The organism is Pedobacter frigiditerrae, from assembly GCF_032678705.1.
GTDB classification, from domain to species: Bacteria; Bacteroidota; Bacteroidia; order Sphingobacteriales; family Sphingobacteriaceae; genus Pedobacter; species Pedobacter frigiditerrae_A.
Genome location: NZ_JAVTSS010000002.1, coordinates 1,191,471 through 1,203,590 on the forward strand (window position 1 = coordinate 1,191,471; position 12,120 = coordinate 1,203,590).

Annotated in this window: 13 protein-coding genes; 3 read left to right on the forward strand and 10 right to left on the reverse strand. The window is 36.2% G+C overall.

Annotated elements, in window-relative coordinates:
- Position 1: 1 nt before the first annotated feature.
- A complete protein-coding gene (locus tag R2Q59_RS15885) occupies positions 2–502 on the forward strand; it encodes a biotin/lipoyl-containing protein (protein WP_316786171.1) in 501 nt (166 codons plus the stop codon).
- A 57-nt stretch (positions 503–559) separates the two neighbouring features.
- Here R2Q59_RS15885 and R2Q59_RS15890 read toward each other — a convergent pair whose 3' ends face one another.
- Positions 560–2,152, reverse strand: coding sequence for an SUMF1/EgtB/PvdO family nonheme iron enzyme (locus R2Q59_RS15890; RefSeq protein WP_316786172.1), 1,593 nt, complete (start codon positions 2,150–2,152; stop codon positions 560–562).
- Between the two features lie 299 nt (positions 2,153–2,451).
- On the opposite strand from R2Q59_RS15890, the gene porV reads away from it, so the two are divergent.
- Both porV and ispF read left to right on the forward strand, forming a co-directional pair.
- Positions 2,452–3,633 (forward strand): type IX secretion system outer membrane channel protein PorV, encoded by a 1,182-nt coding sequence (gene porV / locus R2Q59_RS15895; RefSeq protein WP_316770830.1) that lies wholly within the window; start codon positions 2,452–2,454, stop codon positions 3,631–3,633.
- The gene (gene ispF, locus R2Q59_RS15900) at positions 3,633–4,118 is read left to right on the forward strand and encodes a 2-C-methyl-D-erythritol 2,4-cyclodiphosphate synthase (protein ID WP_316770831.1); all 486 of its coding nucleotides are present in this window, start codon (positions 3,633–3,635) and stop codon (positions 4,116–4,118) included. Before porV ends, ispF begins: the two co-directional genes overlap by 1 nt.
- 220 nt (positions 4,119–4,338) lie before the next feature.
- On the opposite strand, the gene R2Q59_RS15905 is transcribed toward ispF, so the two are convergent.
- The 9 genes from R2Q59_RS15905 to R2Q59_RS15945 form a co-directional block, all read right to left on the reverse strand.
- Entirely contained in the window at positions 4,339–5,205 is an 867-nt protein-coding gene (locus R2Q59_RS15905) for a pirin family protein (protein ID WP_316770833.1), read from the reverse strand.
- A gap of 43 nt (positions 5,206–5,248) precedes the next feature.
- Positions 5,249–5,779 carry a YceI family protein gene (locus R2Q59_RS15910; protein WP_316770834.1) on the reverse strand — a complete coding sequence of 177 codons (531 nt, stop codon included), beginning with the start codon at positions 5,777–5,779 and terminating at the stop codon, positions 5,249–5,251.
- A 185-nt stretch (positions 5,780–5,964) separates the two neighbouring features.
- Complete coding sequence (locus tag R2Q59_RS15915; protein ID WP_316770836.1) at positions 5,965–6,552, reverse strand: Crp/Fnr family transcriptional regulator; 588 nt, start codon at positions 6,550–6,552, stop codon at positions 5,965–5,967.
- A gap of 6 nt (positions 6,553–6,558) precedes the next feature.
- The gene (locus R2Q59_RS15920; protein ID WP_316770838.1) at positions 6,559–6,720 is read right to left on the reverse strand and encodes a FeoB-associated Cys-rich membrane protein; all 162 of its coding nucleotides are present in this window, start codon (positions 6,718–6,720) and stop codon (positions 6,559–6,561) included.
- A 127-nt stretch (positions 6,721–6,847) separates the two neighbouring features.
- A complete protein-coding gene (locus R2Q59_RS15925; protein WP_316786173.1) occupies positions 6,848–8,032 on the reverse strand; it encodes a hypothetical protein in 1,185 nt (394 codons plus the stop codon).
- A gap of 92 nt (positions 8,033–8,124) precedes the next feature.
- The gene (locus tag R2Q59_RS15930; RefSeq protein ID WP_316786174.1) at positions 8,125–8,952 is read right to left on the reverse strand and encodes a glutamine amidotransferase-related protein; all 828 of its coding nucleotides are present in this window, start codon (positions 8,950–8,952) and stop codon (positions 8,125–8,127) included.
- Positions 8,953–10,056 (reverse strand): carboxylate-amine ligase, encoded by a 1,104-nt coding sequence (locus R2Q59_RS15935; RefSeq protein WP_316770843.1) that lies wholly within the window; start codon positions 10,054–10,056, stop codon positions 8,953–8,955. It abuts the gene before it with no gap.
- A gap of 26 nt (positions 10,057–10,082) precedes the next feature.
- Positions 10,083–11,174: a hypothetical protein gene (locus R2Q59_RS15940; protein ID WP_316786175.1), complete on the reverse strand. Its 1,092-nt coding sequence runs from the start codon at positions 11,172–11,174 to the stop codon at positions 10,083–10,085.
- A gap of 92 nt (positions 11,175–11,266) precedes the next feature.
- Positions 11,267–11,971, reverse strand: a complete 705-nt coding sequence (locus R2Q59_RS15945) for an esterase family protein (protein WP_316786176.1) — start codon at positions 11,969–11,971, stop codon at positions 11,267–11,269.
- Positions 11,972–12,120 lie beyond the last annotated feature (149 nt).

A 12,120-nucleotide genomic window follows, 5' to 3' on the forward strand; every position in this document is an offset into this window, starting at 1 on the left:
GATGTACCAGATAAAAGTTAGCGATAAATATAGCTTCAACATCACTGCAGATAACGATGGCGTTAAGGCTAATGGTGAGGAAGTGATTTTAGATACAATAAATCTTAATGAGAATACCTCTAGCGTTTTATATAAAAATAAATCTTACAACATTGAGCTGGTGTCTCTTAATAAAGAAGAAAAAATAGCAACCCTAAAAGTCAATGGAAACATCTACAATTTATCAATAAAGGATCAGTTTGATCAGTTATTAAAACAGTTGGGAATGGATAGCCTAGTTGCTACCAAGATACTTCAAATTAAAGCTCCAATGCCAGGGTTAGTGTTAAATGTATTAGTAGAAGAAGGAGCCGAGATTAAAAAAGGAGATAATCTTTTAGTGCTAGAGGCGATGAAGATGGAAAATATGATTAAGTCGCCAACCGATGGAATAATTAAAAAGATAACAATTACCCAAGGTGATAAAGTAGAGAAAAACGAATTACTAATCAGTTTCGCTTAAAAAGAAAAGGCTCGATAATTTTTTTTTATCGAGCCTTTTCTTTGATATGATATTGTATTAACGTCCAGTCTTAAATTGAGGTTTACCAGCAGACCTAATCTCGGCCTTACCTAACATTGTCATCGCACAGCGGAAGCCAATATCGGCCGTTGAATCATCTTCTTGTAGATGTCTTCTAGTAGCAGGATTTAACCATTGTGCCTGATCATCCCAAGAACCACCTTTGTAAACTCTAGATTTATCATTAACTAAAGTTGTTACGCCATATAGGTTGCTTTGTGGGTCACGGAAGCCTCTTTGATCGGCAGTAAATGGTGCTGAACCTGTTGCAACAGCAGCAGCTTTACCGGCTTGCAACTCTTCCCAAGTTTGTTTTTTAGCAGAGTTGGCTGTAACCATAATTGGTTTGCCGTATTTATCCATTTTTAATTTAGCATTAGCTGGATCTCTATCTTTATTTTGATATTGGTTACCTCTATATGGATTTAACGCATCGGCTTGCTCATAGGTAGCAGCACGATAAACATCGCTAACCCATTCATTCACATTTCCAGCCATGTCATATAATCCAAAATCATTTGCAGGATAATGTTTGACCTCGCTTGTAAATGCAGCCTTATCATTTAAAGATCCACCAACACCCATATAATCTCCTTTGGCTCTTTTAAAGTTGGCCAAAATCATTCCTCTAGTAGATTTTTTAGCAGAGGTAATGCCTAAACCATTCCAAGGATATATTTTTTTCTCGTTTACGTTCTCATATTGTGTATTGCCAATCAACCCTAATGCTGCATATTCCCATTCTGCTTCAGTTGGTAATCTAAATGGCTGTAAAATCACGCCGTCTTCTAACCTCACATTTCTTGTAGGGCCAGCATTTCTTCTGTTTGTAGTAGCCGTTGTGGTAGCACCAGGTGTGGCCGCGGGATTTAAATCTTGTTTTGCTCTAGGGCCTTTGTCATCAATTTGGTTATTTAAGTAGCCTTCAGTATTGAATGGTGTAGCTGGTTTGGCGATAGGAGTAGTAGGGGCGTTTCTTCCTCTAGCGGTTCCGTTAATTGCTGCGAAAGAATTCATGTAACCAGCATCACGTAGAAGCTTTTCATTTACCATATCTGTTCTCCATTGGCAATATCTTTCTGCTTGTAATGCACTTACGCCAACAACAGGGTAATTTTGATAAGCAGGGTGTCTTAAGTAGTTATTTACGTAAGGCTCGTTAAACGATAAGGGCCTACGCCATACCAAAGTATCGGGTAATTCTTCGTAATAATATTGGGCATCAGTAGGAAAACTGCGTTTTATCCAATTTAGGTATTCTAACCAGTTGGTGTTAGAAACCTCAGTTTCATCCATATAGAAAGAACTTACAGTAACTTCTCTTTTATAATTTAAGTTACTCATGTCTTGCCCTGGAACATCAACAGCACTCCCGCCCATGATAAACTGACCACCTTCAATTTCAATTAATCCGTAAGCATTAGTTTCATGACCGCGTTTGTATTTGTCTGCAACTTCAAATCCGCCATTAGATTTATCATTATAAGCATATCCAGTTTTATTTGAAACAGCAGTTTTTTTTCCGCCACACGATATAAGGACAGAAACAATAACCAAAAATGCAAAAGAATATAAGTATGTTTTTTTCATAAATTGTGCTTTGTAACACCTAATTGATAAAATTACATAAAAAAAGAGCTATCCGCCAAAAAAAATCTTTTTTATTTGACCCGTAGTTAAAAGCACTTTATTTTTCTGCAACCTAGAATTTATAGTTATTAACTCAATTATATTATAATATCTTGAAACGTAATTACTTAAGGTTTATTGTTTTTCGATAATTTTAACTATGTAATCAATAACATTCAATTAAAATATAGATTTTTAAAACTTTGAAATAAGTAAACACTATGTTAACTTGCATTCCGTTATATGTCTATAATTAACTAATGAATCTGAAGTATTTTAGCACTGCTGTTTTTAGCATGTTTTCTTTGGCAATGTACTGTGGTATTAAACTACAAGCACAAGTTGTGCAGCCAGGTACTCAGACTAATGGTAGCCAATCAAATAACGTTACAACTGCTGTACCTTTTTTATTGATTATTCCTGATGCTAGAACAGCAAGTATGGGCGATGCGGGTGTTGCTGTACAACCAGATGCTAATAGTGCAAGCATAAATCCATCCAAATTAGCTTTTTTAGATAAACCTTATGGTTTTTCTGCTTCTTACAGCCCTTGGTTAAAAAGTTTAGTGCCCGATATTAATTTAGCCTATATAAGTGGCTTTTATAAAATAAATGATCAGAGTACTTTAGCAGGTTCATTGAGATATTTTTCATTAGGGCAAATACAACTGGTAGATGCTGGACAAAATGATTTAGGGATTTACAGCCCAAACGAATTTTCTTTTGACGCCACTTATGCAAAAAGGTTTGGTGATGAATTTGCTTTAGGAACAACCGCTAGATTTATTTATTCAAATTTAACATCTGGTCAGTTTTCTGCAGGACAAGAAACTAAAGCGGGTAAAGCTTTAGCGGTAGATGTTTCTGGATATTATAAAACGCAAACAGTTTTGTTTGGTAAAGATGCCATTGTATCAGCAGGTGCAAATTTCTCAAATATTGGAACCAAAATAAGTTATGTTGATGGTGGGCAGAAATTCTTCTTGCCAACAAATATGAAATTAGGTGCAGCAACAACATTAATAGTTGATGATTACAGTCAGTTTACTTTTGCATTAGATTTTAACAAATTGATGGTGCCTACACAGCCAATTAGAGATACGAATGGAAACATCATTTCAGGTAAAGACCCTGATCGTTCTGTTCCTGCTGGAATTTTCGGTTCTTTTAGCGATGCGCCAGGTGGGTTTAGTGAAGAATTGAAAGAAGTAAGTATTGGCTTTGGAACAGAGTATTGGTATAATCAGCAATTTGCGCTAAGGGCAGGATATTTTTACGAAGCACCAGAAAAGGGAGATAGACGTTACTTTACCGTTGGAGCTGGTTTAAAGTATAATATTTTTAATATAGATTTTGCTTATTTATTGGCAAATCCACAAAAAAGTCCGCTTGCTAATACATTAAGGTTTAGCTTGTTATTCAATTTCGGCGATACAAAATAATGAAGATTAAGGTAGGGTTTGGTTTCGATGTTCACCAATTAAAAGACAATCACCCATTTTTTGTTGGCGGTGTAAATTTAGAACATCATAAAGGAGCTTTTGGGCATTCTGATGCAGATGTTTTATTACATGCCATTTGCGATGCGCTTTTGGGTGCGTCAAATTTGCGGGACATTGGTTTTCATTTCAAAAACACAGATCCGCAATGGAAAGGAATTAGCAGTATCGTATTGCTAAAAGAGACCGTAAAATTGATCAGAGAAAAGGGTTGGGAAATTGGAAATATTGATGCGATGCTATGCCTAGAGGCACCAAAAATTAATCCCCATATTCCTCAAATGCAAGAAAATATTGCCAAAGCTATTGATATCTCTATTGAAGATATTTCAATAAAAGCGACAACTAATGAGCAAATGGGTTTTGTTGGTAGGGAGGAAGGTGTGGTAGCTTACGCAGTTTGTTTGATAGAGAAGAAGCTTCTATAAATGTAGGAAAAGCAACCGCCAATAGCATTACAAGTTTAAGTTTTATAAACGGGATAGCAACGTAAATCCTTTTTGTGTCACACTGAGCGCAGTCGAAGTGTACAAAAAGATTGGAGTGTATAGCCCGACACACTTTAATTGAAGCCTTTGTCTTTGCTTTTCAAAAAAAAGTCGACTATTACTTAAATAATGCCGACTTTCTGTAGAAAGATTTTTTATGTTACTCTAGATACCCAAATTTCCCTTCATTGTAATCTGCTAATGCTTGTTGGATCTCTTCTGGTTTGTTCATTAAGAAAGGGCCATAAGCAACAATTGGTTCGTCAATTGGTTCGCCACTCAGAATCAGAATCACACAGTTTTCTAAAGCTTCTAATTCAATGTTTTCGCCATCATTTTTAAAATGAATAAATTGGTCTGTTTTAGCGATTTCAAGACCATTTACTTTCACGCTTCCTTCAATAATTACAAAACCAGTGTTAAAATTAGCAGGGAAATTAAAATCAACTTTTGAACCATGATTAAGTCTGGCATTATACATTTCAATTGGCGTAAAGGTAGAAACACTACCTTTTGTGCCATTATAATCTCCAGCAATAACTTCAATTGTGCCACCATTTTCAGGCAAAACAAATTTTTGAATATCACTTTGTGTAATACCTTGATATTTCGGCTTACTCATTTTATCCTTAGCAGGAAGGTTTACCCAAAGTTGTACCATTTGAAATAAACCTCCTTTTTTGCTGAAATTCTCTTCGTGATATTCTTTATGTAAAATGCCACTCGCAGCAGTCATCCACTGTACATCACCAGGGTAAATAATACCACTATTGCCAGCACTATCATGATGAGCAACAGCGCCGTGATAGGCAATGGTTACAGTTTCAAATCCACGATGTGGATGAACACCAACACCACGAGGTTCGTTACGAGCGGAAAATTCAATCTTCGCATTGTAATCAAGCATATAAAATGGGCTCATGTTCAATTTGTATCCGCTAGGAAAAAAATTGTGAACTCTAAATCCATCGCCAACCATGTGTGGTGCAGCAGGACTTAGTACTGCCGAAACTTGTTTTACTTTCATAGATATGAGAAGTGAGATATGAGATTTGAGTACTGAAAACTGACTAAGCTTGTTTTACAAACTGTAATTCGCCTAAAATTTTAACTTCTTCACTTACCATTACACCGCCAGTTTCTAATGCTGCATTCCAGGTTAAACCGAAGTCAGAACGATTTAATTTTCCGCTTAAAGTAAATCCAGCTTTAGTTTGTCCCCAAGGATCGGTTGCAATACCACCAAATTCTGCGGTTAATTTTACTGGTTTAGTTGTTCCTTTAATGGTTAAATCTCCAGTTACTTTGTAATCATCACCATCTTTATCAACAGCAGTTGATTTGAATTCGATACTTGGAAATTGTTCTGCATCAAAAAAGTCAGCACTTTTTAAGTGGTTATCACGATCAGTATTTCCAGTGTCTAAAGAACTAAGTTCTCCTTTAAAAGAAATGTCTGCATTTGTAAACTCATCACCTTCAGAAGTTAAGTCGGCCGAAAAAGATTTCAAGCTACCAGTAACTGTAGTGATCATTAAATGTTTTACTTTAAATTGTAATTCGCTGTGGGTTGGGTCTAATGCCCATTTAGTAGTTGCCATGATATTTTGCTTTTATGTTATGTTTAAATTAATAACACAAAGTTAAGGCAGGTTGTTCAGCTACACATTGATGTATGGTAAGAAAACGAGGCTATGGTCAATGGTTTATAGTCTATGGCTCAAAATATTAAGATGATGCTAAGGGACTCAGGCTATCAGCCATAGACCATTAACTATTGGCCAACCTACCTAAAGTGTTTCTTAGCCAAGTCTTTACGTACTCTACTCAAAGATTCTGGCGTGATGCCTAAATAAGAGGCTATCATCCATTGCGGTACGCGTAAAGTAAGATTTGGATAGAGTTTAATAAAATCTAAATACCTTTCTTCAGCAGTTGCTGATAATAACATATTTAATCTTTTTTGCATGAAACGGATAGAATTATGCAACATTAAAATGTTCAGCTCTAATATTTCCGGAACGATATGTTTAATAGCTGGAAAGAAATCCCGTTTTACAACAACAACTTCTGTATCTTCAATTGCATCTATATAAAATACCGAAGGCTCATTAAAAACCGTGGTGTCTCTGTCTGATAACATCCAATCTTCTGGGGCAAATTGTATGATGTGCTCTTTGCCTTTTTCATCAATTGAAAAATACCTTAACAAACCACTATTGACAAAGTATGCTTCTGATTTTAAATCGCCAGCACTTAAAAGAACTTGACCTTTTTTAATGGTTTTTGTTTTTAAACAGCTTACTGCTTCAGTTGCCTGTTCATCGGTAAGGGTTAATCTTTTTTTAAGGTAGGCTGCAAATTTGTCGAGCATTGGCAATTATTTCTTGGGCTGAGGAATGTTATCAAAGTTTGCTGCACATTTACCACAGCCAGAAGCGCACCCATCACTTTTTGGAGAAACAGAACGATAAATCATTCGGCCTACATAAAATAATGCGGCTAGGAAAATGATAATCATTAAGATGAACTGGATATCCATATCACAAAATTACGATTTATTAAATAGGAGGGTTCAGATTAGTGTCAAAATTTAGAGATGCGGTGTCAGTCTGAGCTTGTCGAAGACTCTTGCTTTACTTCCACAGGTTCAGCATGAAGATGACAGACTACTCCATCAACCCAACACTACCGCCAACCCAATCAAAATCTGCATTGTAGCGAACCCCAATCATTTTGCCTCTACTTAATCTTCCTAGGTTAATGCAAAGCTGAGGCTCTTCGCCTTCTGTCCACAAATACATCATTCTAATTTCTGCTTTTACACCTGCATCTGGTGCTTCAATTACAGGTTCATAAGTAACTTTTCGCTGCAAAATCCAGTTTTCTGGGTCTTTAATTGCTGTAATATCTGCCTCGGTCACATCTATAATTACACCCATTCCAGCAAAGCTGAAGAGTGGTTTTAAAACGTAATTTTCCAAATCTGTTGGAATGTTCTCTATGGTATTTAAAAAACGAGTTTCAGGTACAAATTCACTTTTTAAAAAAGGCATGGTGTATTTGCTGATGCGATAAAACCAGTTTGGATGTGTAATCCATTCGATATCCAGTTCTTCTCTTGGGTCGAAACTGTTCTTGAATATATCAGTGTTTTCTCCAATTTCATCAAAAATCAATCGGTTATAAATGCGCTTTAATCTAATCTGTTGCCCATTCTCTTCATAAAATAACTGATTACCTTCTTTTGAAATGTCTTCTAGCGCCAGAATTTTAATGCCTAAATGTTTCGCCGTTACATAAAAATCAATAGCTGTTTTTTGATTCGGCGCATCAATATCCATTAGCGCTACTTCGTATGGTTGATAATCGCCAATGATGGTCTTTTTAAACAATTCGAAGTAAGATGTCTCATCCAATCCATTAAAATACGGGCTTAGATTTTCATTCAAATCAAATTCTTCCTTGTAAGTTTTAGCTAAATGAGATTGAAATCCATATAATGATGGAAAACCCTGCATCTCAATTAGCATTGGCGTTACCTCTCCATTTTCATCCTTACATAAACCGTAATCGAATGTTAAAAAATGAGGATGAGCAGTTTCATTTGGCACATTCCATTCTTGCGGAATAGCTTTTTGAGTTAACTCCTTGAAATTATCTTGTTTTATTAATGAAATGATTTCCTCTCCCGCTGTAATTAATTTTTGTTTTAAAGCATCGGGAATGAAAATTGGAGTTTCAGCTACTCTAAATGGAATTTCTGGAAAGCCTTCTCCTAATTCCTTTAAGAAGTAATTGTATTTTTCTGCAGTGAAATTTTCGTTAAAAGCTTTACGGTATTTTTGAATCATGTTAGATGAGTTAAAAATAATAATGACCACATAGAAACATAGGAAATATAGCTTGAGTTAACCATGTGCCTATGTGGTTATAATTTTTAAGCTTACGCTTCTTGTAAAGTATGAATGGCCTCGTTTAAGAAATTAGGTAAAATCACACTTTGTGTTAGTGTAATTCTATCTGGATCATCCAAGCTGTTTAACATATCAAAGTATTTGTCTTCTCCATGATTTGCAATAATGGCTGCTTTCTTTTCGTCTTGCAACAAGTACATTTTCATCCCCACAGGATCAGCTTCTGGATGAAATTGCGTGCCAATGATTTGCTCAGAAAAACGAATAGCCATGATACAACGTTCTAAATCAACGTGCGGGCGTTCTTTTTCTATCGCCAAAATCTTTGCCCCTTTGGCAATAAAATCTGCTTCGTCAGGTTGTATCACTTGCCAATCTCTACTGTCGACTGAGTAAAATGGATTGTGTAGACCATCAAAGACAGTTTCCAGTTCTCCATTATCAGTTATACTTATAGGGAAAATTCCGAAAGCATTTGATTTTCTTTTAGTTACTGTTCCCAAACCATACTTCCTACAAGCCAATTGGAAAGAATGACAAATTAAGAAGACATATTTTTTATGTTCGTTTTCAGTGTTAAATGATTCAATATCATCTAATAAATTGAAAAAGTCTCTTTCCCACTTTTCTTGCTCACCATCAAAAGGACTACCTGGGCCACCACTAGAGATATAAATATCGTAGTTTAAATCTGGCACTTCGCCCTTTGTGCGTATATCAAAAATATCTAATGTTAAGTTTAACTGGTTTTTATCACGGTAGTTTTGTAGAATTTCCTGTATCCCTCTCATGCCCTGATTGGGATTGCCATTGTTCATGTCTATAACGGCTACTTTGATGTTATTTTTCTCGCTCATTTATCCTGCACCTATTAACGTTTGTGTTGTAATGTAGTCTACAACCGATTCAAAGTTACCAGTTTTCTGATAAACTGCCAATTGCCTATCTGCCCCAGTGCCGTTTTCTAAAATTTTATGAACATAGTTGATGTCGTTTCTACTACCCAAATCATCAACCACGTCATCTACAAAATCAAGTAATTCTAAAATCAGATTGCGGCAATTTACTTCCATTTCTTTTCCGAAATCGATTAAATTTCCATCAATTCCATAACGGGCAGCTCTCCATTTATTTTCATTGATTAATGCCCTTGAATAGCTGATAAACTCCATATTCTGTAAACGAAGTTTATACAGTTTTGCGCATAATGCTTGGAACAAAGCTGTAAAGGCCATCGTTTCATCAATTAACATTGGGCAATCGCAAATGCGGAATTCTACTGTATCAAAAAATGGATGGACACGAATATCCCACCAGATTTTTTTGGCGTTATCCATACAGTTTGTCTTGATTAACAACTTTACATAGTTATCATAATCTTCAATGCTATTGAAAATATCAGGAATACCGGTTCTAGGGAATTTGTCAAAAACCTTTGTTCTAAACGATTTATAACCTGTATTTCTACTTTCCCAGAATGGAGAATTGGTAGAAAGTGCAAAAACGTGAGGCAAGAAATATCTTACCTGATTAGCAATGTGAATTGCCAATTCACGAGATTGAAAACCAACATGAACGTGCAAGCCAAAAATTAAGTTCGAACGAGCAGCCTCCTGTAATTCGTTTACAATTTCGCTATAACGCGGATGTTCTGTAATCAGTTGTTTTTCCCAATGAGAAAATGGATGGGTGCCAGCAGCACCAATACGTAAACCCTGTTCTCCTGCTAATTGAGAAACGGTATATCGCAATTGCGAGATTTCTTTTCTAGCTTGTTCGGTGTTGTGGCAAATACCAGTTCCAACTTCAACTACAGCTTGGTGCATTTCTGCCTTAACTTGATCCTTATGGATTTTTTGTGCAGATTCTACAATTTTTTGATCGTGTGAGGTCAGTTCTCTGGTAACGGGATCAACTACCATGTACTCTTCCTCTATGCCGAGCGTAAATTCATTCATCATCTTATTCCCTTTTTATTTAATCCCAATTATTTTTTAGGTGTTTTTTTGGCAGCTGCAGGAGCTTTAGCTTTTGGAGCTGCTTTGGCTTTCGGCTTAACTTCATCTTTTGGTTTAACCGCTTTAATTGCCGGACTAACTTTTACTCCCTTTGGTAAAGAATCAGTAGTTAATGGCAAGCCAGCAGCGCCAGCTTTTACAAATTTGCCCCAAGTTAAATTATCCTGACCAGGTTTTTGGGCTTTGGCTCTTTCAATTGCATAGTTTGCAGTTGTTTCTACTACCCAGTCGAAGTTTTCTTGTCCAACACTTTTAATGTCAGCATCTGGAGCAGGGTTACAGAAATCGATAGCGATAGGCACTCCATCACGCACAGCAAATTCCACTGTGTTAAAATCGTAACCTAAATAAGCACATAATTTAAGTGTATATTCTTCAATTGTTTTTAATAATGCTGGGCTTGTTGGTTCTCCATCTACAACATAACGTAAGTGTTGTGGATTACGAGGCTCATACTGCATGATGCGAACATATTTACCTCCGATGCAGTAACATCTAAAATATTCTTCGAAAATGATTTCTTCTTGTAAAAGCATTACCAATTGCTCTGTGCCATTGTGTTTGCTAAAGAAATCTTCTTTATCGTGTAATTTATAAACATCTCTCCATCCACCCCCATCAAAAGGTTTCATGTAGGCAGGGAAACCAGTGTATTCAAAAATTGCATCCCAATCTAAAGGCATTGTTAAGTTTGAGAATGATTCTCCAGTTGTTCCATCAGGATGTTGTCTCGATGGAATTAATGCTGTTTTTGGTACCGGAACGCCAATTTGTTCTGCCAAGGCATTGTTGAAGAATTTCTCATCAGCACTCCACCAAAAAGGATTATTGATAACCGCTGTTCCGGTAATTGCTGCATTTTTTAATGATGCACGATAAAATGGCACATCTTGCGAAATACGATCAATAATTACAGCGTAACCCAATGGAGCATTCTGAAACATCTTGTCGATTTTAACTGCCTCTGCAGTAATATCTTTTTCTCCTTTTTGGTTAATCCTCTCAATTACAGCCTCTGGAAATGAGCGTTCCTGGCCGAATAAAATTCCTATCTTCTTCATAAGTATAATGTGGTTAATGTTTAATATGGGTTTTTCGTTGTTCGTCTGTCGTTTTTCGAACAACACTCAACGAGAAACGAACAACGTTTTATTTAAATTTGTGCTAAGTATTCTGGAAACATTTGTCGCCAAGTTGGCCAATCATGGTCGGCGTTTTGCCTTACATCTAACCAGTGATTGATGCCTTTTCTGTTTAAAATTTCAGATAATCTCTCGTTGTCTCCTTTGCACATGTCTCTATCTGATGTACCTAGAACAATTTTCATGTGCCAAAGTTCTTGGTTCATGTCATTTGGTACAAAATCTACAGGGTTGTTAAAGTAGGTTTCATCGTTATAAAAACCATCTAGTTGACCAGAAATATCAAATGCACCACTCATGCTAAACATGTGGCTCACTGTCCACGGGTGGCGGAAAGCAAAATTTGCGGCATGATAACCTCCAAAACTACATCCAGCTGTAATAACTTTATGATGGCCAGTTTCGTGTTTTGCCAATGGAACAAGTTCTTCCAGCAAAAATTTATCATACCAAATATGATTTTTAACACGGTCTGCCGGATGAACTCCTTTGTTATACCAGCTTAGTTTATCAATCCCATCTGGACAATAAACCTTAACCTTTCCATCATTGATAAAACCAGAAATGGCATCGATTAATTTAAAGTCTTTGTTTTCGTAATAACTTCCCATACTTGTTGGGAAAAGTAGGATAGGATATCCGCTGTGCCCAAAAATTAGGGTTTTAATATCCATGTTTAGGTTTGGACTATACCATTCTTTTAGTTCTTCTTTCACGGGCTTTGAATTAGATGCTTTAAGGTATAAAAATCTATGTCAATACACAAAGAAATTAAGTTATTATTTGTATATGGTTGATTGGAAATAGGGAATAGGTAATAGGAAATTGACAAGATGGACCTAATCTATTCCCCATTTCCTGTTTT